The sequence below is a fragment of the Cupriavidus necator genome, assembly GCF_016127575.1.
Classification (GTDB): Bacteria; Pseudomonadota; Gammaproteobacteria; order Burkholderiales; family Burkholderiaceae; genus Cupriavidus; species Cupriavidus necator_D.
In genome coordinates, this window is the sequence record NZ_CP066018.1 from 1,467,922 (window position 1) to 1,490,682 (window position 22,761).

Here is a 22,761-nt window from a genome sequence, read left to right on the forward strand (position 1 = left end):
GTGCTGGCTGTACTCCAGGGGCGGCGCTCGGCAGGCAACGGCCGGCGCCCGGCGCATCTATAACCCATAACTACCCATAACCACCCATAAGCCATCCAACCTCGACATTGCGCAACGCGGCCTGGGTCAGTTCGCTGATCCGCAGTCCCGTGGCATAGCCGAAGTCCAGCAGAAAGCGCAACCGTTGCGTCATACCGTGACCTCCGTCTGCCGCCGGATCAGGTCCTCCGCCTCGGCTCGGGTCAGGGCGCCCTCGCGCCTGCGCTGCGGCTCCTGCGCCCACATCCGTTCCAGGTCTTCACGCGACGGTTTGGCATCCGGGCCGCTCGGGACACCGATATAGTCGTCGGCGTAGGGACGGGCATACGGGTCGTTGGGTGTGGGCTTGCACGCTGCCTCGATCTCGGGCGGCCACACCGGGTCGCCGCACGTGGCCAGTACGAGCCAACGGGCGAATGCATCGAGCAGGGCGAAAGGCGAGAATATGAAGTCGATCATGGCCCAAAAAGCCCCGGAGAATTTCCCGCCCCGGCAAATCTTGTACCCCTCCCAGAACGTCTCCCGCGGCGGCCAGAAACGATAGGGCTCAGGCAGATTGGCGGGGCCGTCCTGCATGTAACGCCGGTAGTATTCCCATTGCGCGTAGATCTCTTCCAGCGTCAGCGCGAACTGGCCGAGCACGAAGGCACGTACCACGTTGCCCTCCGCGTCGAGCTGGTAATGGCGGATGTCGTACATGTCATAGGCGCGCGACAGCCCACCCATGCGCCGGTGACCAACGCAGAAGAACTCGTCCTCGCTCCATGGGACCTCCCAGATGCCGCCGGGGTCCTTGGTGCGGATGGCGTAGATGCGGCGCGTCTTGCGGTTCAGCCGGATCGGGCGGCGTTTCAGCGTGAACATGTTCCGCCGCATCGGATCGAAGGCCAACAAGCCAAAGAAGCCAGTTCCAATGATTCCAACGGTCGTGCCGAGAATTACGCCTGCCCAGTTGCCTTTACGAGCCATCACCTCTGCAGTTTCTCGGAATGGGGCGGAAGCAAAGAATACTGTTCCCAGCAACATAAAAATCGTCGCAAACGAGCAGATTATCCAGAGCATCCCCACGTTCTGTATCCGCATTTGCGACTCATCGGTGATCTCCAGGCAGGTCGAATCGATGCGATAGACGTTGCCGTACTCCACGACTTGCTCACTGACGGGGCGGCGGATGGACAGCCGGTGCTCCAACTCCCACTTCCCCAGTGGCTTGCCTGTCTGCCTAAAATAAAAAGGCGTGCGCTCATCTTTGGTCGGGAATTTCATCAGCGCCCTCACTTGGTGTCCTTGAGACCCAGTTGCACGAACTCAAACGATTCCGCCGCTGCTGTAGTGCTCGCTGGCGGGAGCCTTGCTGAAGCGGCAACGCTTGATCCACTTGAGGGTGGCGGGATCATCCAGAAGCAGGATGCCAACATTCACAGCGAACAGCACGACGAGGAACGGCCAACTTGGTACGCCGACGAGGAAGGCCAAAAATTCTTCCGAAGCAAGAGGAAGGATTGCAGTGGCAAGTCCAGATCCAGCCGACGTAAAGTACAGACCTGAAACAAAATAGTTGCCCTTCCGGCCTTCATCGGCTCCGTGATAAGCGTCCCATCCGACTCCCACAACGGCCCCGGCGAAACCGATCCAGCGGCCCTTAACCGCCAATTTCTTCCCCGTTTCTGCCCACTCCGCTTTGGATGGCGAACGCATGATGCGCTGAACCAGCGGGTGCGTCGGTGCCTTCTCCAATGCGACACCCGCTTGCTCTGCGACGGTGCCGGCCATGGCCACCAAGCCGCCCACCAGCTTGGTGCCTTTCTCCACCTCATCGAACTCGCCAGCCGCGCGGAAGGATTGGGTGGCGTGATAGAGCGCCAGCCCTTGCAGGATGCAGGCAACCGCACCGACGTTCACAAAGCGAGAACCCAAGACTGCCTTAACTTGCCGCACGCCGGGTACGTCATTTTCCGTGCGCAGCTTGAGCACGCTCAGTTCGGCATTGCTCCCCAGATCCTCGGTCCTGAACCAGACCAGCCTCGCGCTCTGCGCGAGCTTGCTGCTGGCCCGCCGCGCCCAGGCTGCGGCTTCCTCGCGGCGCTGGGTCCGGCCTAACTGCTTGTAGAGTGCTGGATTGACGGCCTCCAGGTCGCTCAGCACCGTGGCACGGATCTGCATGACGCTCGCGGTACGGGAAACCAACCGTACGCCGCTGGACAGGCTCATGCCATACAAGGCCAACCGGGCGGACGCCGACCCCACCTTGTTGGCCAGGGCAGGAATAACCTCATCGGCAAGTATCCAGGTCAGGCGCGGCACCAGACTCATCTTCGCCAGCGCTTCGGGCAGTGTGAGGCCCTTTGCCGTGACGTCCATGTTATCGATGCCGCTTTTCAGGATGCCGAAGATCGCCCCGTATCCCTGGTCGGTCGGGTCCGCCACGGTGTCGATGATGGGCTTGTGATCCAGCATCAGCGCCCGCGCAAGCAGATTATCGTGGCGTACCGGATTCGCATCGTCGAACCAGCGCTTGATTACGCGACGGCACTCCACGGTATCCAGCGCATTTTCCAGGCATCGGGTCAGCGACTCGTTGTAGACATAGCCATGCGGCAGTTCGAGCTTGTCATGGCGGTACTGCATGTAGGCGGCAAGCTGGGGGCTCACGAGCCATTGCGCGAGCGACGCCGCAATCGGTGCGAGCACATTCTCGTTGAGCATCTTGAGGCGCGGCGCCAGATTCTGGTGGCGCTTGCCCGGCGTCAGTTCATCTTCGTAGGGCTTCCATGCGGCGTCGCTGGCGGCCTTCAATCTCTCAAGGCGCGTGGCTTCCCGCGCGGCGTCTTCGCGCTTCCAGCGCTCGGCGGTCGCTTTGCCATTGAACAGGGCTGACATGAGTTCGTAAGCTGGAAATCCTTCCGGCGTGGTCGCCGTGCGCTCCGCCTCAGCGAGGGCCGCCTCGGCCTCCTTCGTGTGCTGCGCTTCCGCGTTGGCTCGAATGTTCTTTTCGAGCGTATTCAGGAACAGATCGGTTGCCTTATCCCAGATGACACTGTTGTTGGCCTTCGGATGCAGCTTCGGATTGGTAAGTTTGCCCAGATCCTCTGCAATGCCAAGCGGATCATTGAAAGCCAGCAGCATGGCATCGCCAGGCGAGACCCGCTCCATGGCTTCAGACAGGATTGCGCCCGCTGGGCTGCCGATCAGGTCCAGGTGGTCGTCCGCTTTGACGCGCGGCGGCGCGGACAGATACTTGAACGCCTCGTCCTGATCCTTGGGCGGCATGGCAAACGACGCAACCTGTTTGCCAAGCTCCGTCATCCGTGCCGCATGCGGGGCATTGTGGCCACCCATCCATGCCTTCACGTCCAGAGACTGCATGTGCTTCTTGCGCAGGTCCGGCTGGTTCTTGTTGTCATTCAGTTGCGCCTGGGTCCACTGGACATGCGAATAGGCATACCAGACGGTCGTCGCGTCCTTCAGGTTGGGAATCGTGAAGTACATCGACGTATAGCCGTGACCGATTCCCACGCTGCAAAAGAATTCGGTCGGCGTCTTGGGCGGCGCCGGGCGCTCGGGAATGATTTTCCACAGGTGTCCGCCATTCAGCACGAGATAGCAATCCCAGTGTTGCAAGGCTTCGTGGAACACGTACAGAAAGCCCGGACGCATGGCCCGCAGCGTGTACTGCGCACCGCCGCCAAGCTGGGCGGGTGCGTCCACGATCTTGAAGTTCCCGGCCAGGGCCGGCGCCCCTTGCTTGCCCTCCGGGCCGACCACCGCATAGCGTACCGGCAGCACGGCGAGACCGGGCGGATGGTCGCAAAACGAGCAGCCCTTGACGGACGGTGTGAAGCGGTCAACAGCAGACGTGGCGTTATCCATAGTGTGAGGCGCTTGCGGTTTTCCTGGCGGTTTCCGCCATGATCTTCATGAGTTGCCAATCGTGGGAGGACAATTGGGCCAGCGCCTGGCGCAGGGTCATCTCGCCGCTGGCGACGGCGGGCCACAATGCCTGCAACTTCGTGTGGTTCTCGAAGGGCTGGCCAAACGCGGCGGCATAGGTGGCGTAGTGCTTGCGGTCAAGGTCACTCGACACGCGTAGTTCGTCGGCGGCGAAACGCAGCAGCCGGTCCACGTTGGGCGCCTGCGCAATTGACGGCTTGGCTTTGCCTGCCATGCGGACCAGGACCTGCTCGATATCAGTGGTCTGCTTGACCGTGGCCCATTGGCTCGCGTCGGGCCACCAGGGCCGGGGATCGGCACTGTCTGGCTGTGCCTGCGACGGCGGCCGGTCCAGTGCGTACCAGTCGCCCGTCCAGGCAAAGCCCCAGACCTCGCACGGCCCGAACAACGCATGTAGTTGCTCAGGCCACAGTAGCCAGGCCATATGCACGAAAACGCGGGGATCGTGGAAGCGCCACAGGGCATGCCCTTCGCCGTGGTCGGTGCCCGTCAGGCATGCCGCCAGATGGCTGGCGACGTCCGTGACGGGCGCCGGTCCTTGCAGCCATGCTGCAGACGACAGGCGGATCGCCGCATTGCGCGGCTTGCCAGGCACGCAGCAGCAACGCGTGCCGCGCCTCCGCTGGGGTCTCCGCCAGGTCTAGTAGTGACGGCATGAGGTGCGCATCCTTTTCCGTGGACTTCATCAACTTGGCGTAGCGCGCGTTGCCATCTGTTCTCACAAATGAGAAATTCTTATCCTTTGATGTGAAGGCATCGATAGATGAATAACCGCGTGCCTTCATTTGACGAACCATGACGCTTGCCAGCGCCGCCATTTCTTCATATTGGTCTCGCGTTGAGGATTCACCATAGGCAATGGCTGCCAGCAAGCGTTCCTCGGAAGTGAGCTTGGGAGAATCCGTCATGCTCTTGCCTCGCGCAAGACCGGAGGCGTGATGGAGGGTTGCTCAACTGTTTCACCTCAAACAACTGAATGGAGTCCGATTCCGCCCCGCGTGCAACGTGCATATGCTGACGCTAAGGGCACCCGTGGCCGCGATGGTTCGCGTTGTTGGGTTCAGATCTGCCCCCATCGCTAAGATCGCCTTTACCAACGCCAAGATGTACCCAACCCCAGTTAGTGCATCCATAGGCCGACCCTTAAAGTTGGTCCTTCTTTTGCACTCAGAGGTCCTTAGAATTTGTGTCGCGTATTGCTGAATGGCCTCGCGCGAAGGGGGGTCATAATGACCTCTGGAACGGTTCAAGGATGACCGTAGCGCAGCCGGAATGCCCGCAAATGTCGGCCTGGAGGGGTGCTGGGACGTTGGCGCTTGCACTGTGCCTACCTGGTACACAGTCTTGCTCTGCCTCTACATTCTGGGACCATCGATTGTGTTCGCCGTGGTGGGCTGGAGGGCTTGCGACGCTACGCCGAGGCGCCTAGTCCAACTGCTGGGCTTACTCGTTGTGGGCACGGCATCGCTCTACCTGGTGACATATGCGGTGAGGTAGTGTCCAATGCCGCTCGCTGTCGAACCTTTCTCACACTGAATCGAGCCACCACAATGCAGGGAATGAAAACGAAGGCGTTCTGGCGCCGCATGGGCCTTGCGCTATGCGGCGCCCTGCTTCTCTCCGACGCCATCGCCTTGATGACCATGGGCCTGTTCAACTTCGGCATCGTCCTGCCAGGCTGCATCGGCGCGTCATTCCTGCTCCTTGCATGGCAGTGGCCCCGCGTAGCCCACTGGCGAGCCGCCAGCCACAGGCGCCAGCAACTATGGCAAGCAGCATGGATCGCGTTCGCACTGTGGCTGGCGACCGTGGCCATTTTTTTCTACAACATCCACCGCAGCACCGAAGCCGCCATCCCAGGAAGCTCGCCCGTGAAAGCCATCGTCATCCTCGGTTCCGGCACGCCGAATTGCGTCGCTTCGCCAACGCTGGTTGCGCGGCTAGATCAGGGCTTGAAGCAGGCTCAGCGTTGGCCGCAGGCGAAGGTCGCGGTCAGTGGCGGGCAGGATTTCGGGCTGCGCTGCCGGGAAGCGGACATCATGGCTGAGTATCTGATCGACCGTGGGGTCGCAGCAGACAGGGTGGTCCGGGAAGGGCGTAGTACCAGCACGGAGGAGAACCTGCTGTTCAGCCGGCGCTTGCTAGAAGAGCAGGGCATCGCCGCCACCGATCCCATTGTGGTGGTGACCAGCGATTTCCATGTACGGCGGGCGGTGCGGATTGCCCGGAAGGCAGGATTCGGGGAGGTCGCCGGAGTCGGGGCTGGGACGCCGCTCTACCTTCGGTATAACGCCTGGCTCCGTGAGTACTTCGCGGCGATTAGTGGATGGGTGTTGATGGAGTATTGACTCCTGCGCAGCCCGCCCTCAAGACAATGTGGCGAGCAACTTGTTGAAGTTGCGTTTTGCGCGATAGTTCTCGCGAATCTCCTCCACCTCGCGGCTGAATTCCGCTCGCTCCCTCAGCTTTGTCCGCAGACTGCCGATAGCGCGCGGGATTTCAAGTGCTTCGTCATAGCGCGCGTTGCGTGCACCGCTATCGACAGCGACTCCAACAGCGGCGCCGAAATGTCTGTGGCGAAAATACCTTAGCCCCCTTTTGGGGGACGTCAATCAGGCCGGAATGGCACATAGTCGCCCACGTGCCCACTAGTTGAGCGGGGCATGATCACGACGTGCCGCTTTCGGCGCACGCCGGCCCGGCTCCGCGCGGTGAGCACGGGACTAGAGTGCGTGCAGCTTGTCGGGTTCGCTGACCTCGACTAGCCTCTATCGATGTCGATTCTTCGCTGCGCTGCGATACCCATTTGATGCCAGAACGCTCGACCACCCGATATGGCAAGGCGCTGCAGCGCCTGCACCAGTTCTTCTCCCCGTTGAACCTGGCGGCGGCGGCGTGGCTGATTGCAACATGGGCGTTCGCGGCGTTTCAGCTCGTGAGCGAGCGGGACCGCCTGCTGCACGACGCCGCGGAGCGTACCCAGGCGCAGGCCCAGGCGTTCGGCGCGTACTCGAAATCCAGCATCCTGCGGCTGTCCGAGTTCCTCCTCGACCTGCGGGCCAGCTGGCTGGTCGGCCAGCCGGGATTCATCGACATGGTGCGCGAGCGGCAGAACCTGGTGGTGGACCTGTCGTTCCAGGTGTCGGTGATCGACAAGCATGGCCTGCTCATCTACTCGTCCATCGCCCCGCCCACGCCCGGCCAGAAGGTCGACCTGAGCGAGCGCGAGCATTTCCGGGTCCATCAGAACGCGGGCGGGCGCGACATGCTGTTCATCAGCGACCCGGTGAAGGGCAAGGTCTCGCGCAAATGGTCGATCCAGTTCACGCGCCCCATCCTGCGCGCGGGCAGCTTCGACGGGGTCATCGTGGTCTCGGTCAGTCCGGAGCAGTTCGCCAGCTTTGCGCAGTCGTTCACAAACCGCGATGGCGAAGTGGCGTCGGTCGTCAAGACTTCCGGCCAGGTCATTGCGCGCGTGCCGGCCATGGAGGGCACGCTGGCCAGGGCGGTCAGCAACAGACCGTACCTCGCCAGCGGGTCGCCCCAGTCTGGTAGTTATCGGGCGGTGTCGGGCTCCGAAGGCGTGGAGCGGGTCTTCGGCTATTACCGTTTGCCGGAATTCGGGCTCAATTTCGTGGTGGGGGAGTCCGTCGGCCTGGTGCTGGCACCCTACGAGGTCTATCGCCGCGTTGCCCTGGCCGGTGCCATGGCTTCCACGCTGCTGCTTGGCCTGTTGTACTACAGCCTGCGCCGCTCCATGGGGGAGCGACGGCGCCATATGGAGGAGATGAAGCTGGCTTCGCTGGTCTATTCATCCAGCAGCGAGGCCATGGTGGTGACGTCGCTCGATGGCACCATCATCGACGTCAATCCGGCCTTTGCCGCCGCCACTGGCTATACAGCCAAGGAGGTCAAGGGCCGCCCGGGCCATATCGTCAGCGGGGCAGGCAATGCGGCAGGGCTGGTCGAGCGCCTGCGGACCACCGTGGCATCCAAGGGCAGATGGAGCGGCGAATTCTCGATCCGCCGCAAGGACGGCAGCGAGTTTCCCGCCTACCTGACCGTGGATACCTACCTGGCCCACGCGTATGGCGAGCGCCGCCGCGTTGCGCTGATCCATGACATGACCGAGAAACGCCAGGCGGAGGAAGTCATCCGGCACCAGGCGAATTTCGATGCGCTCACGGATCTGCCCAACCGCCGCCTGTTCTTCGACCGGCTGAGGCAGGAGATCGAGCGTTCGCGCGGCACACAGGATGTGCTGGCGCTGCTGTTCATCGACCTGGATCGCTTCAAGGAGGTGAACGATACCCTCGGCCACGACCAGGGCGACCTGTTGCTGCTGGAGGCGGCGCGGCGCATTGCGGCATCGGTGCGCGCGTCGGATACCGTGGCGCGGCTGGCCGGCGACGAGTTCACCGTGATCCTGCCCGCGGTGGGCGATGCCGGCGTTGCCGGGGGCATTGCCCAGGCCATCCTGGAGCGGATTGCCGCGCCTTACCGCCTGGCCGGCGAGCTGGTGGTGGTGTCGGCCAGCATCGGCGTGGCGACCTGGCCCAAGGACGCCGACAACGCCGAGGACCTGCTGGTGTGCGCCGACCAGGCGATGTTTGCCGCCAAGGAGGAGGGCCGCAATCGCTGGAAGGTCTTCACCCAGGCCCTGCTGCAGGCGGAGAGGGAGCGCCTGCGCATCACGCAGGACCTGCGCACGGCGCTGGCGTCCGGGCAGTTCGCGCTGCACTACCAGCCCATTGTCGATCTGCGCACGGGCAAGGTCTGCAAGGCCGAGGCCCTGATCCGCTGGGACCATCCGGTGCGCGGGCCGATCCACCCGGCCGATTTCATTGCCGTTGCGGAGGAATCCGGCCTCATCATCGACATCGGCCGCTGGGTGCTGACCGAAGCGCTGGACCAGCTTGCGCGCTGGCAGGTGCTGCTGGGCAAGGGCTTCCAGATCTCAGTCAACAAATCCCCCGTGGAGTTCAGCGCGCCTGCGATCGGGCCCGAGTCCTGGTCCAGCATGATCGAGCGCAGGAACGTGCCGGTGGGCAGCCTTGTCATCGAGATCACCGAAGGCTCGCTGATGGAGCAGAACGCCGATGTCATGGACCAGCTATCCCGCTTCCAGGCGGCCGGCATCGAGATCGCGCTCGACGACTTCGGCACCGGCTACTCGTCCTTGTCGTACCTGCGGCGCCTGGACATCGACTACATTAAGATCGACCAGTCCTTCATCCGCTCGCTGACGCGGGGCCCGGACGACGTCGCCTTGTGTCACGCCATCATCAGCATGGCGCATGCACTGCGCATTCGGGTGATTGCGGAGGGTGTGGAGACGGAGTCGCAGCGGGACATACTGGTGGCTGCTGGTTGCGATTACGGGCAAGGGCACTTCTTTTGTCCGCCGGTGGAGGCTAGTGCGTTTGAAGCGTTTGTGAGCGCTGTGACTTGAGGCGAGGGGCGTTTTTCGGTGCCCCGGACTCCCTTACCAATTGCAACAATGGAGTCTCGCCAATTTGGCGGACTCCGTTCCGCCGTCAGCGTGTAGTAATGGGCGGATCGAATGAATAGCCTTCGGCTGTCCAACCGATCAGGCTGCCACACCTGACCCGGAAGTTCGGTATCGATTTCGCGCCGACCTGAAACAACCGGCATTCGGTCCTAGGCTCAACATAGCCAACGACCTTTGCCGCAGGGTCTAGCATGCCTTCCCACTCCTGGTATAGCGCAACACGTTTCGCAGCGACCCGGCCTTCGAAATCCAGGCGATAGCCGCCGATCAGGCTGAATAGGGTAATGGCAACCGCTGCGGAACCTAGCCACAAAACGTAGGACCTGTTCTTATCAGTTTCTCCGACGCGCCACATTCATGGTCCCTCTTGTAGGTAGTTCCTCAATCACGCGCTTTTCGGATCACGACAACCTGAACGCAATCCACCCGTGCCCAAGTCCTAGACCAAGCGCAAATAGCATGATGCCGCCGACGGCGTCAACAGAATTGCCACCGCATAGAGGATTCCGTCCAGTGCCAGGAGCATGGCCACAAGGTCGACACTGCACACGAGCCGCGACTTAACGCTCATCGCAATCCCTCTGATGCCAGCCCAGGCCAATATGGTGATATGGGAAAGCCCTTCAGCTATACCGGAACGAAAAGTTGCTGGGCATGGGAATTGTCTAGGGGATACGCGGAATCTTCGGTAAGCGGCATGTGCCTGACTCTCGGCAGCGCATTCCTGCAGGATCCACCCTGTCTGATACCGTTGCCCGATGCTCCTGACTGCATCGACGGCCCGGCGGAAGGCCCCTTGCCGTCGTGCAGATCCTGCTACGACGGGCTCCGACCGCAGAGGCGATTGACACCGGCAGGCTCTGCACAGCGACCGGCTTGCCCGCCGGTTCGCGCTAGCGAATGTGAAAATTTTGCAATATTTGCGAATCTTAGGACGTAGCTCAAATTTCTTCTGAGTATCTTTCGCTAGATATGGAAGGCAATCATTGGATGGATAACCTGAGGAGGTTCCGAAGTCATGATGCCTGACACTCGCTACGCACTACGAAACGGCGACAAAACCAGTACAGACGGCGTGCTCAACGGCACTGCTCGCAACTCTCTTGATCATGGCGTGGCCTTGGCCGTAGAAGGTGACTATGCGACCTGCCCGGCATGCAAAGCTGGCGGTCCTGTGATGAACGACTGTTATCCGGCTTTCGATATAGGCGGCAAGCAAGTGCTGGTGAGTGGCGCCCGAGTGTATTGTAAATGCCAGACAAAGCCAGTTGTCCTGCCATCCCAGATCAGCTTCACAATTGAAGTAAATAAATCTGGCACGGCCTACCTTTCCGCTGGCTCGAACGGTGATTCATCTTTGGAGCCCCTCTCGAACTCTCAGGATATTGTTGAGCAGTACTTTGAAATAACTGACGAGGATGGGCAGCCTGTGGAGGGTTATCGCTATGACTTGTTTGCAAATGGCGAGCAGTTAGCCAGAAACAGAAGAATGATCAGCGGGCGAACCATCTCTTTCGAAGGTAGTCATGACATTCACATTGTTATGTGGCTCGACAAGACAGGGCAGGAGCGAGCATGACAGAGAAGCTTGATTCCGAAACGCGCTTGCTTGCTGCGATGGCCTATGGCGAGTCGTCGACGGCCGATGTATTTGAGGAAATGGCCGCCTTGGCCAACGTGATGGTTCGGCAAAGTAGAGCAAGAGGATATAGCACGATCGCCGCATTCACCGCTAAGGAGGCATCTTTCTCCTACGTTGTCGCCGATGGAAACAAGCGATACGCGAAGCTTATGACGGCCAAGGACGAGGAGATAGAGAACTCTCCGTCAATGTCTGACGCAGTAAAGGCGGCAAAAAATGCATTGAATGGAGGGGAGGATTATTCGAATGGCGCATACTTCTGGGATGGCGCGGACATCAGGTCCAACTACAAGAACCATTTCAAGGTGGCAAAGGGAATAAGGTTCACGGATCCATCCCACAACATCTACGGGATCAAGGAATCCACAAAGTTAGTAAAGAAGATAAAGACCACAAAGATCAAAGTGAATGGAAAAATCGAGACAAGGAAGGAAGAGCTTTGGCGATACGATCACATTTATCAGTCGACGGCCGCTTATGGCGGCACCATCTTTTGGAAACAAAACCCGGATTACATAAGATATACGCACGCGAAGGAGTACCTATGAAGCGGATATTGGTGTTGTTTTTCGGCCTGGCGCTAGTCCCCCCCGCCTTCGCACAAGTGCCATCACAGGTTTTTGATAGTTGCGTATTGATGGAAAGCTACAAGGCTGCGAAATACCAAGAGCTTGGTGGTGACGCTACGGTCATCGACGACGAGATACCTGGATATTCGGTCCTGAGCTATCAGCATAAAGGAATCGCCTATGGGTATGCATCAAGCGCCAGCAGCCAACCGGATTTCCTCGTGGTTGGTTCACAAAGGGTGTCAATCCTGAAAGCCCAGCGAGTAGGGAAGGCAAATCCAGAGAGAATCGATCCAGCTCAGGCGGTCTACGGAATCGTGCGCTACAAAGCGCGAGCCTACTATTGCGTGGCATCCAACTTTGAGGGGTTGGGGCGAAGCGGCTCGTTTCAAAACATACGAGCTGCCTATATCGCTCCGCTCAATGCATCCAGCAAGGCGCTGAAGATGAGCGGGCTCTACTATTCCGTGCGGGATATCCGCAATATCCCGAGATAGCCGGCCTACATATGCGTTGCGGCATCGAGGACACATCTGGACCCAGCGCCGCGACCGCAAGATGGGACCGTGTCGCAGATCGAGCAACCGGTGCGCATGTCGCGTGAGTTCGGCCGCGACGTAGCCAACGACGAAGGAGCGCGCAGCGCGCGAAATCTAAAAAATCGGCACGGTCCACGGCGCCGATGAAACGCTGGCCAAGAACGGGTTCGCACCGAACCGCAAGCCGGGGCAGGTCGGATCCGAGGCACGGCAGACGCGCATAAGCGGCGTCGATCTGGACGAGAGGACCTATATACTTTCGCTATGGACGTTCTAATCCAAATGGCGTGCCCCTTAGTTACCGACGCATAAGCGTGTAGGATCTCGGTATTTGCGGAGGCCGCCATTTCCGCGCTCCACGCGGCGGCTGAGTTTCTAATGCTGGGATAAGGAAATGCGAAGATTAGTCTGGCATGAATTCCCCATGCCTCCGTTTATCAAGGTTCGGAGATCGTCGCGTGCCGCTGTTATCGAGGTGCACCAACTATGAGTAGCTATGAGTGTGACTCCTCCACGCGACACCCTGGCTATGCATAGCCAAAGTACCTCCTCCAACGAATTTGCTCCGCTGGAAAGCGATATTCTGGAGCAGATGAGCGAACAGGGTGGGGCAACAGTACCCGATGCGATAGAAATGGGCGCTCTCGCCCCCTCATCGGGGCTGATCGACCTATCCCGCCAGCAGCGCAACCTGTTGCTGCTGCGCCCCCTCTTTCAGCTTGAGCTTAACAAGCAGCGCATTGGTGAAGATGGCACCCTCTTTGAGGGAATCGACACCCACTACCTCCTGCTAAGCTCGCTCGACCGCATGATGGAGGGAACGACAGTCTCAACGGGTTGTACCAGCGACGAAGTCCTCACTCACATAGCAGACACCGTCATGGCAATGAAGCCTTCGCTATCAGCGGTTCAATCGGGCAAGGTCGCGGACACCGTGCTCGCAGCGCTGGACAATAAGGCCAACGGGTACAAAGAATTCTCATTCGAGTACTTCCATGCAACGCATAAATCCACGCGCAGCATTCGCTTTCGGTTAGTCGCCTACGAGCCTGACATTGAAGATGTCTACCGCTATAAGCCAACCGCAGAAGGATACCTCGTCTACCTTGGCATGCTTGACCTCTCGCCGGAGGACGCGCAGGAACTAATGGAGAAGATGCTGGAGTTACTTGTGCAGCGCGGCCGATTCGACGCTGCGTTGGAAATTGCCCGACGCGCCCGCACGCTGTCAATCGAGTATCGCCAGCTCATCCGCGACAGGTTGTATCAAGCTTACCGCGCGCCAGGCACAGTCAACTGGAAGCGCGATATCAGCGCTGGTTTGGATCGGGCGCGAGAACATGTGCGACAGCGCCAGGCAGAGGACCAGCGGATGGAAGAGTCTGTTCTGCTGGCCCTGCGACAGGCCGAGGAACCCAAGGCGCGCGCGAACCTGGCGCTCCTGCTTAAGACGCTGCAAGGTGCCAGCATGCTGCGTTCGCAACTTGTGGGAGATATTAGCCGCGCCAATGACCGGTTCCTGGAGGCACAGCGTACGTTGTTTCGGGCCCGGCGCGCCACCGGACTGCCTGACCTGGAGACACGGCTCTTACCGCAGTTCATTGAATTGCCTGTCAATATTCTGGCCGAGCAGGCTGAAAACGCACTCAGTGCGATGTATTCGCCGGCGCTGCCACGTGTGTATGACCTTAATTCGCTGTTCTCGCTGCTGCTCGAGCAGCGCGTCGAAGACGGCGACCCAGGGGAAGACGACGGTGAGATCACGCCATTCGTACCACCCCCTCTTCAGTTCGATGAAGCCGTCATCCGACAGGTGACGGACTGGTTGACCGAGAGATTCTCGCTGGGGCAGTCCTGGCGGTTAGATGAACTGCTGGATCAAGCCGAGGACATGGGGTTCGATCGCACTATTCGACGCTGTCTAGTATTGATGCTGTTTCGGGCGTACTCCCACTCGGAGACAGAATTCAAGAACATGCGGGCGGACGCACTGGACGAGTTCATTGCCGATGTGGCACGCGGAACCAATCTGCGCTTTACTCCCAAAGAGAGGCACTCGTGAGCGATATCCAAATCGGCGTGCGCCAAGCCGCTCGCCTCGTCTATAAGGCGCTGCACACAACACTGTCGCCGGTCAACGATCAGGAATACCGCCAGTTGCTTGCGCAGTATCGGGCCAACCCTGCCTTTGCCGCGCAGGTACAAGACGTGGCTACGGGCATGGAGCTCATCATCCTGGACGTCAGCGAGCGCGGACTCATAATCGTACCCGCCTCGCGCGAAAGCCGCTTTGCCATCCGAATGACCGACATTCGCACCGGACTGGATGCCGCACAGAAGGCAAGCCTGCTGCTGGCGCACGTGGCCATCGCTGCGGTCTTTTTTCCGACCACCGATGGTCTGGACGACGATAACTACACTCCCCCGCCGGCGCTTGTGTCAACCTGCCGAGACACGTTGCACGCCTTGGCTCGGCGCCTCAGGGAGTCGTCCAACCCGCCGGCAGATATCCCGCCTGAGCTTGCACCAGGTTGGGAGTCGGTATCAGCCATGCCTCTGGTGCTGCCGGCGGGCCAGCGTGCCTCGGTCAACTCCCTGGTGGGTATCGTCAAGCTCGCGCTGGGCCATATGCAAACACATGGCCTGGTACGTCTGGACAGAGAAGCCGATGACGATGCATCGGTGACCTATACCGCTACGCATCGCCTGCGTGTGCAGTTGCGCGAGATCGCGTTGCGCCGCCTCTTCGACATCGCCCAGGAAGCCGCACGCATGCCGGCGACGACCACGGAGACATAGTATGCAGAAAATATCGCGTATCTATCTGGGAAACTGCGGCTACCTGATGGCCTGGTATGACGGGTTGTTGTTCGACCTGACGGATCCGGAAACGCACCAACCGACCGACACCATCATCAACCTCGAGAACGGAGGCGGGAAGACGTCGCTGCTCAGCCTGATCTTCTCGTGCTTTGACACGGGCCAGGACCGCTTTCTCAAGCATCTGCAAAGCAAAAACAATCATTTCTCGCAGTACTTTTCGCAAGACGGCCTGCCCGGCTTCATCCTGGTGGAGTGGGAGATGCCCTCGCGCACGGCTGGCGGTGAGCCGTACCGACTGGTCGTGGGTCAGGTGGTGTCCATCAAGGCGGGCAACGACGTGCCGGAGAGCGACCGGATGTTCTTCAGCTTTGAAGCAACAAGCGGCTTGATGCTTGAAATGATTCCCGCGCCGAAGCTCGGCACCGCCCCGGTGACATCACTGGCGGAATTCTCGCGCTGGGTACACGAAGAACAGAGGAAGCACCCCGACGTCTATGTCACCCGCAAACAAGCCGATTGGCAGCGCCACCTGCGTGAAGAGCGTCTCATCGACCTGGAAATGCTGCAGATGCAGGTCAATTTCTCCGTGCAAGAGGGCGGTTTCGATACCGGCTTCCTGAACTTTTCCAGCGAGGCGGCCTTTCTGCAGAAGTTCTTTCATCTGACGCTGGACGCACAAAGGGCCGCCGCCGTGCGCGACGCCGTCGCAGCAGCCTGCGACAAGTTACGTCGCAAGCCTCACTATCAGGCCAAGCTTACGGAGCTAACGAAGTTCCGTGCCGTGCTTCGATCCTTTGAGGAGACAGCGCACGCCTATCGACTATCCCTGGCCGACCAGATGAGTGTGCTGGTCAACGGCGCGCGATTGGCGTTGGCACTACACGAACGGGCGAACACGCGGCGGAGCAAGCAACAGGCCGAGCTAACTTTCGAACGCGACCAGCGGGCCGTGGCGGCGACCGCCGCGTCCGACGTGCTTGGTTACAGCAGCCAAGCCGCCAGCATGGCCAGCCTGATTCACGTGCGCGCCGTGCGCGCCGCCCTGGAGCGCACCAAGCAAGCCGCGTTGAGCCTGACAGACCTGCAAAACGATATCAAGTATGTGAGGGCTGCACGGGTACTGGCGGAAGTGGACGCCGCCGATAAGCGCTTGCAGACACTTGAGGCTCAGGCCGACCTCGCCAAGGAAGGCTTGCAGCCGTTTCGCGACCAGCTGGAAACGGAAGGCGCGCTGCTTCGCACCGCTCTGTTCAAGCACGAACAGGCCCTGCGCGAGACGCAGCGCAAAATTGAGAAGGAGTCCATAGACCGCAACGACACAGTGACCGGGCACCGGACGGCACTTGCCGAAGACGAAAAGCGTCGGCGCACCGCAGTCAACGAACAAGCCAAGCTTACCGAGCTGGAAAAGGCCTGGGAGCGCGAGCACACTCGCATGGTCACCTCGGGGCTCCTGTCCGACGCTGGCGAAGTGACTCAAGTAGCTGTGGCGCGCTGGGGCGAGACCGAGCAGCAGATGCGGCGAGAGGAAGCAGCCCACAAGATTGCGCAAAGCCAGCATGAACAGCAACAGGGCCACTGGAGCAGCGAGGAAGTGCGCCTGGGCAGCGAAGCAGGTCGATTCGAAGGCGAGATTCAGTCCACCGCAGACTTCATCGGCGAGGGTACCGCCGAGCGCGAGCGGCTGTCACAACTACCGGCGATCCTGCTAGCTGTCGAATCCGACACAGCGTCTCCAGACTCCCCTGCATTGCCGTCGGTGCTCGAACGCGTAGCGGCGGCGTCCGCCTCGGAAATCTCCCTAAGCGATGTGCGCCTGGCCGAATTGCACGCGACGATGCAAGCCATCCACGAAACAGGTGTGGCTGGTAGCAGTCCAGATGTTGCGCGTGTCGTAGCGCGACTACGTGAGGCCGGCGTGCGCTCGGCCCGCCCCTTCAACGAATACCTTGCTGACGCATTACCGGACGCGGAGCGCGCTCGTGGCTTGGTGCTGAGCGACCCGGCTCGTTTCCTGGGGGTTTCCGTTGCACAAAGTGAAATGGAAAAAGCCCGTGGCATCGAATGGCATGGCCAGAAGCTGACCCGTCCGGTGGTGGTTTCCCCCCTTGCTCTCGAATCAGCAGCTGCCGCCCCCACTCGCCTGGTGGTACCTGCAGCAAGCGACGCTGCATACAACCGGGCCGCGGCCGAGACATTGGCCGGCACCCTGTCGGAAACCATCCGCCTCGAAGAAAATCGTCGCGCCGGATATTATCAGCGCCAGACTGACGCACTGGCCGCGATGCAGGCACTCCAAACCTATGTGCTTCGCTTTGGTGAGGGCAAACTGGCAGCGGCGAACCTCCGGCGCAATGAGCTTCAGAGTCAGCTGCGCTCCACTTTGGAGCGCAAGGAAAAGGCTCGCGAGAAGGCGGCCGCGGAAGCGGCAGAAGCAAAGATAAGCAACGAGGCCGCAGTCAAATGCGACCGCCTGGCCCTCGAAGCATGCTCCCATCTTCAGGTACTTCAACGCTTCATGGCAGAGTATGAGGCCAACCGCGAGGAGCGGCTCCTCCGTCTCGATGAGCTCGAAGTCATACTGGAAGATCTCGAGGTCCGACGCCTGGCGACCGAGGATGAAATCCAGCGTCTTGAAGACATTACGCGTGAACAGAGCAAAGTCGCCATCAAGGCCGAGAACAGCGCCGACAACCTGGCCGGCGAGCGTTCCAGAATTGAGTTCTACGACAAGACACTGGCCGCCGATGAGCATTTGAAGGCCAATCCCCGAGACCTGGAGATGCTGCGTGGGACGTACTCCGATGCGCTGACGGTTTACAAGGCGAAGGCACAGGATCAGCTGGGTGTGCTTGAAGTGCAGATGCAGGAAGCACGCAGGCGCCGCGACGAGAAAAAGCAGGAATACACCCGCGACTACCCCGGCGTCACGCGTACTCATGTAGCGCCGTTCGAGGGACAGGACCACTGTGCCATGCTGGTTGGTCTGGAAGCCAAACGTACGCTCGTCAACAAGGAACACCTGGACGCCGTTTCAGCCAAGGGCGCGGCCGAGCACGCATCAGAAGACTGGCACAAGAATAATCGCGATGTACCGCCGGCCACTCCCGACATCGAGGCGCTGGATGCTGCTGCCCTCGATGCCCGAAAGGACGAGGCAGTGCGCATGAGTGAAGAGGCCGGCGCGCGCCAAAAGAACGCATCGGACGTGGCGGACCGGGCGCGCGGCACCGCCATGCGCCTCGGAGAAGCCGCTGGCCAGGACGACCGCCTGGCGGAATTGCTCAAGAGCACGATGAAGCTGGAGGCCACGCCGAACCCCGAACTGCTTGCACTGGAGATCGCCAGCCTGACGGGACAGCCACCAGTGCTGCTCGAACAGCTTGGCGAGTTAGTGCTCGAGGAGGACGCGAGCGACCAAGTCACACGCGCCGTCAAGAATCACGGCGCTAAATCGGGCCTATGCGACCGGGCTCGCGATAATGCGCGTACGGTTTTCGATGCGGTCAAGCTGGCCGCCGGCGACCCCGAGCTCCAGAAAGTCGAGCCGGAGCTTGCGATTGCCATGCTGGCTAACGAGTTCACAGCGGCTTGCAGCGATGCCGCCCGGCTGTTGGAAGGTCTCGAGGATCGCATTCATACCACCCAGGACAACCTGGACAAGATGCAGGCTGACTTCGATGCCTGCGTCGAGGAAATGCTGGCGCTGTCTCGCATTGCCCTGGGGTTGCTGAACTCGGCCATTGACAAGCGTGTGCCCGCCACCGCGCCGTATGTCGCAGGCAAGGCAGTCCTGAAGATGCGCGCGAACTTCGCGGCCATCAACGTCGAGAGCCGACGACAGGCGCTCACGCATTACCTGGACAGTCTGATTCAGGCTAACGTGCCTCCGGGCAAGGGCTCGGACTTAGTGGCTGAGGCCGTGCTTCGAATGTACGGCGGCCGCCCGCTGGGCCTACAGGTGCTACGCATGGTTATCGACGAAAGCCAACAGTACGTACCGGTGGAGAAGATTTCCAACTCTGGTGGCGAAGGTGTGGTGATGGCGTTGTTTCTCTACGTAGTCATCACCCAGCTACGCGCGGAGACCCAAGCCAAGCTGCACAAGCTTGCCGGCGGCCCGCTTATCCTGGACAACCCGTTCGCCAAGGCCACCTCGCCGACCATGTGGAAGGCGCAGCGTCTGCTCGCGCAATCCATGGGGGTGCAGTTGGTGTTTGCCACTGCCATCCAGGACTACAATGCCCTGGCGGAATTCTCCGCCTTCGTCCGGCTACGACGCGCTGGGCAGAACAGCAAGACGGGGCGCTGGCATTTGGAGTCTGTCCGCTACCGCCTCAATGAGGAGATGGCCAATCCAGAGCTGGCGGCGCCTAGTACGATTGAGGCAGCCTGATGCCGGCGCAATTTTTCGCCAGACTGAAGGCATCTCCACGCAAGAGGGTGGAGCTTGTGCAGCTCAAGCAGTTGTACTTCGAGCTGTATCCGGAGATTCAGAACCACCCCGAACGTAGCCGCATGTTGCTGCAGGCCCTTCAGGCGCTGGCCGCAACCGGCGCCATAATGCTGCCAGCTCGCGCCAGTTGGGAGAAAGTCGGCCAGCCGGCGTTGCCGATGTGGATCAAACTCGTTCGCACGCACAATGAGGCGCCGAAGGAGGATTTCTCCAAAATTCCCTGGGTGCCAGAGCTGGGCTTCTGGCCTGAGCTAACGAGCGCCCAACTCGCCGCGGCAAAGTGCATTAACGAGTTCCTGCTTCAACGCCGCGGAAACCTCCAGCGAATCCCCATCAAGGAACGTTCGCTTGAGATCTTTGGAGACGAGAAGCGGCTCGACGCTATGAGGCAGGGCAACACACTGTTCTCAGGCCGATTGTCGCTTGATACGCTAGGTGCGTTCACCGTGCCTCTACCGCTTCCGTACCGACCGGCACCCGTATCGGGCAAACCGCTGCTCGTCGTCGAAAACCACAACAGCTACTGGAGCTTCGGTGAGTGGAATCAGCGAGCCCTACGATATTCAGCGGTCGTCTACGGTGCCGGGGAGGCATTTCGCAGCACGGGAGCAGCCCTAAGACAGGTTCTACATGAAGTGAAGGGCACCGATGTCCTGTATCTAGGAGACCTGGATCCTAAAGGCATCGGCATTCCGCTTGACTTTAACCGCTCGTCGGCGAGTGATGAGCCCAAGGTTGCGCCAGCAATGGAGTGGTATGAGTGGCTGTTGTCGCATGGGTTTCGGCGAAAGAAGGCTGTTTGCACAAACGCTCACCCGCAATCCGCCATTGATTGGCTCGGAGAAACCTTAGGCGAGGAACTCGCGGAGCTATGGCGGGGAGAGTGCTGGATTCCACAGGAGGCTTTGGGTTTCGAGCAGCTAAGCGCTCTGTGAGCGGGATCGCAAAAGGAAGCGCATGCTTGGCGGCGACCATTGCGCGCGATAGTATTGCCTTCGCCATTTCTGGCAAGTCCAGACATAACGAATGAAACCAGGCGCCCGGCCCGGCGCCGGGATGGTCGACCGCCATTTTGGGCGGAAAGGTCTGCGTGATCGAACAAGTCGTCATCGTCGGCTTCGGCTGCTTGGGGCGTTTAGTGCGCATGAAACGCCGCTCCACCTTCAATATAACGCCTGGCTCCGTGAGTACTTCGCCGCGATCAGTGGATGGGCGTTGAGGGAGTATTGAGGCTTCTGCGTCCGTTATGTCGTGCCGATCCAGTGGCTGGGCGGCCAGCCGGGGACCACCGCCACCGGCTATACAGCCGAGGAGATCCGTGGCCGCCCGGGCTATAGCGTCAGCGGCGCAAGCAATGCGGCGGGGCTGGTCGACCGCCTGCGGGCGTGGCCGCCATGGGCAGCTGAAGCGCCAGGCGGAGGAAGTCATCCGGCACCAGGCGAATTTCGATGCGCTCACGGAGCTGCCCAACCATCGGGTACCGTGGCGCGGCTGGCCGGCGACGAGTTCACCGTGATCCTGCCCGCGGTGGGCGATGCCGGCGTTGCCGGGGGCATTGCCGAGGCGATCCTGGAGCGGATTGCCGCGCCCTACCGCCTGGCCGGCGAGCTGGTGGTGGTGTCGGCCAGCATCGGCGTGGCGACCTGGCCTAAGGACGCCGACAACGCCGAGGACCTGCTGGTGTGCGCCGACCAGGCGATGTTTGCCGCCAAGGAGGAGGGCCGCAATCGCTGGAAGGTCTTCACCCAGGCGCTGCTGCAGGCGGAGAGGGAGCGCCTGCGCATCACGCAGGACCTGCGCACGGCGCTGGCGTCCGGGCAGTTCGCGCTGCACTACCAGCCTATTGTCAATCTGCGCACGGGCAAGGTCTGCAAGGCCGAGGCCCTGATCCGCTGGGACCATCCGGTGCGCGGGCCGATCCACCCGGCCGATTTCATTGCCGTTGCGGAGGAATCCGGCCTCATCATCGACATCGGCCGCTGGGTACTGACCGAAGCGCTGGACCAGCTTGCGCGCTGGCAGGTGCTGCTGGGCAAGGGCTTCCAGATCTCGGTCAACAAATCCCCCGTGGAGTTCTGCGCGCCTGCGAGCGGGCCCGAGTCCTGGTCCAGCATGATCGAGCGCAGGAACGTGCCGGTGGGCAGCCTCGTCATCGAGATCACCGAAGGCTCGCTGATGGAGCAGAACGCCGATGTCATGGACCAGCTATCCCGCTTCCAGGCGGCCGGCATCGAGATCGCGCTCGACGACTTCGGCACCGGCTACTCGTCCTTGTCGTACCTGCGGCGTCTGGACATTGACTACATTAAGATCGACCAGTCCTTCATCCGCTCGCTGACGCGGGGCCCGGACGACGTCGCCTTGTGCCACGCCATCATCAGCATGGCGCATGCACTGCGCATCCGCGTGATTGCCGAGGGCATCGAGACCGAGTCGCAGCGCGACATCCTGCTGGCTGCCGGCTGCGACTACGGGCAAGGCCACTTCTTCTGTCCGCCGGTTGAGGCCAGCGCGTTCGAGGCCTACGTGAGCGCCGTGACTTGATTGCCACCGCACCAGGATGCGAACGGCGCGAGACCAGTTGGCTCGCGCCGTTTGTTTTTCAGCGCTGCTCATCCGTTGGGCGGGTAAGCAGGCTCTCCCTCGTCAGACCAGTGCCTGCAGGCGGTCGGCGGTGTCGACCAGCTGTTGCTTGAGAGGCAAAAGCAGGGCGTGGAGGCCGATGCCTTGGGGGATGGTGTCGCTCTGTAGCTCCAGCAAGGTCAGGAAGGACTGAAGGCCGGCGCTGACGCGCAGGATGTCGTCAGTGGCTTCGAGGATGTGGTCCTCGAGGGTGATGGCTGTGCTGGGCGGGGGTGGAGCGGCTTTGGCTTGGCGGCGGGCCTGGGCGCGGTCGATTTTGGCCAGGTTTTCGGCTAGTTGGGCTTGCTTTTGGGCTAGGGTGGGCTCTTGGGGAGCCGGGGTGGTGGACTGCATCATGACCTCCGGTACGTAGAAGATGGAGGCTCGTCGTCCGCTGTCAATCGGGTGGGCGAGCACGAAGCAGGGTTGACAGACCGGCACGTACCACCGGCGAGCCCGAAGGCTCCCCCGCCGCGGCCCGCCCCTTACGGGGCGTACGTAGGCGAAAGACGAGAGGATACCGCTTCGCTGCTCGTCCGGTGTACGTGGTCAGGCTGTCAAACCTGGTCGACCATTGCTGTGGTGACACTGCCAGTTTCCAACGGCAG

At 60.9% G+C, this 22,761-nt stretch carries 14 protein-coding genes and 1 pseudogene; 10 read left to right on the forward strand and 5 right to left on the reverse strand.

Features of this window, described 5'->3' with window-relative positions; all coding sequences use genetic code 11:
- Nucleotides 1–70: 70 nt before the first annotated feature.
- The 4 genes from I6H87_RS34665 to I6H87_RS06920 are packed head-to-tail and all read right to left on the reverse strand — an operon-like array spanning nt 71 to nt 4,585.
- On the reverse strand, nt 71–193 hold the full coding sequence (locus I6H87_RS34665; RefSeq protein ID WP_255266302.1) for a hypothetical protein: 123 nt from the start codon (nt 191–193) through the stop codon (nt 71–73).
- Nucleotides 190–1,305: a DUF6708 domain-containing protein gene (locus tag I6H87_RS06910; RefSeq protein ID WP_011614303.1), complete on the reverse strand. Its 1,116-nt coding sequence runs from the start codon at nt 1,303–1,305 to the stop codon at nt 190–192. The genes I6H87_RS34665 and I6H87_RS06910 overlap by 4 nt, the downstream gene beginning before the upstream one ends.
- Before the next feature lie 42 nt (nt 1,306–1,347).
- Nucleotides 1,348–3,909 (reverse strand): T6SS effector BTH_I2691 family protein, encoded by a 2,562-nt coding sequence (locus I6H87_RS06915; RefSeq protein ID WP_011614302.1) that lies wholly within the window; start codon nt 3,907–3,909, stop codon nt 1,348–1,350.
- Nucleotides 3,902–4,585 carry a DUF4123 domain-containing protein gene (locus I6H87_RS06920; protein WP_041687084.1) on the reverse strand — a complete coding sequence of 228 codons (684 nt, stop codon included), beginning with the start codon at nt 4,583–4,585 and terminating at the stop codon, nt 3,902–3,904. Before I6H87_RS06920 ends, I6H87_RS06915 begins: the two co-directional genes overlap by 8 nt.
- Nucleotides 4,586–5,540: 955 nt before the next feature.
- Between I6H87_RS06920 and I6H87_RS06925 the strand changes: the two genes are divergently transcribed.
- The 10 genes and pseudogenes from I6H87_RS06925 to I6H87_RS06970 form a co-directional block, all read left to right on the forward strand.
- Complete coding sequence (locus tag I6H87_RS06925) at nt 5,541–6,338, forward strand: YdcF family protein (protein WP_136227729.1); 798 nt, start codon at nt 5,541–5,543, stop codon at nt 6,336–6,338.
- Between the two features lie 461 nt (nt 6,339–6,799).
- Nucleotides 6,800–9,442 carry a bifunctional diguanylate cyclase/phosphodiesterase gene (locus I6H87_RS06930; RefSeq protein ID WP_011614298.1) on the forward strand — a complete coding sequence of 881 codons (2,643 nt, stop codon included), beginning with the start codon at nt 6,800–6,802 and terminating at the stop codon, nt 9,440–9,442.
- A gap of 1,078 nt (nt 9,443–10,520) precedes the next feature.
- Nucleotides 10,521–11,081: a PAAR domain-containing protein gene (locus I6H87_RS06935; protein WP_011614296.1), complete on the forward strand. Its 561-nt coding sequence runs from the start codon at nt 10,521–10,523 to the stop codon at nt 11,079–11,081.
- A complete protein-coding gene (locus I6H87_RS06940) occupies nt 11,078–11,692 on the forward strand; it encodes a hypothetical protein (protein WP_011614295.1) in 615 nt (204 codons plus the stop codon). The genes I6H87_RS06935 and I6H87_RS06940 overlap by 4 nt, the downstream gene beginning before the upstream one ends.
- A complete protein-coding gene (locus I6H87_RS06945) occupies nt 11,689–12,210 on the forward strand; it encodes a hypothetical protein (RefSeq protein WP_011614294.1) in 522 nt (173 codons plus the stop codon). The genes I6H87_RS06940 and I6H87_RS06945 overlap by 4 nt, the downstream gene beginning before the upstream one ends.
- 538 nt (nt 12,211–12,748) lie before the next feature.
- Entirely contained in the window at nt 12,749–14,314 is a 1,566-nt protein-coding gene (locus I6H87_RS06950; RefSeq protein WP_011614293.1) for a tetratricopeptide repeat protein, read from the forward strand.
- Nucleotides 14,311–15,051: a hypothetical protein gene (locus I6H87_RS06955; RefSeq protein ID WP_011614292.1), complete on the forward strand. Its 741-nt coding sequence runs from the start codon at nt 14,311–14,313 to the stop codon at nt 15,049–15,051. The genes I6H87_RS06950 and I6H87_RS06955 overlap by 4 nt, the downstream gene beginning before the upstream one ends.
- Nucleotide 15,052: 1 nt before the next feature.
- On the forward strand, nt 15,053–19,471 hold the full coding sequence (locus tag I6H87_RS06960; RefSeq protein ID WP_011614291.1) for a coiled-coil domain-containing protein: 4,419 nt from the start codon (nt 15,053–15,055) through the stop codon (nt 19,469–19,471).
- On the forward strand, nt 19,471–20,466 hold the full coding sequence (locus I6H87_RS06965; RefSeq protein ID WP_041687082.1) for a Wadjet anti-phage system protein JetD domain-containing protein: 996 nt from the start codon (nt 19,471–19,473) through the stop codon (nt 20,464–20,466). The genes I6H87_RS06960 and I6H87_RS06965 overlap by 1 nt, the downstream gene beginning before the upstream one ends.
- A gap of 355 nt (nt 20,467–20,821) precedes the next feature.
- A pseudogene (locus I6H87_RS06970) lies at nt 20,822–22,075 on the forward strand (putative bifunctional diguanylate cyclase/phosphodiesterase); the annotation flags it as partial.
- A gap of 102 nt (nt 22,076–22,177) precedes the next feature.
- On the opposite strand, the gene I6H87_RS06975 reads toward I6H87_RS06970, so the two are convergent.
- Nucleotides 22,178–22,507 carry a DUF1484 domain-containing protein gene (locus I6H87_RS06975; RefSeq protein WP_011614288.1) on the reverse strand — a complete coding sequence of 110 codons (330 nt, stop codon included), beginning with the start codon at nt 22,505–22,507 and terminating at the stop codon, nt 22,178–22,180.
- Between the last annotated feature and the right edge of the window lie 254 nt (nt 22,508–22,761).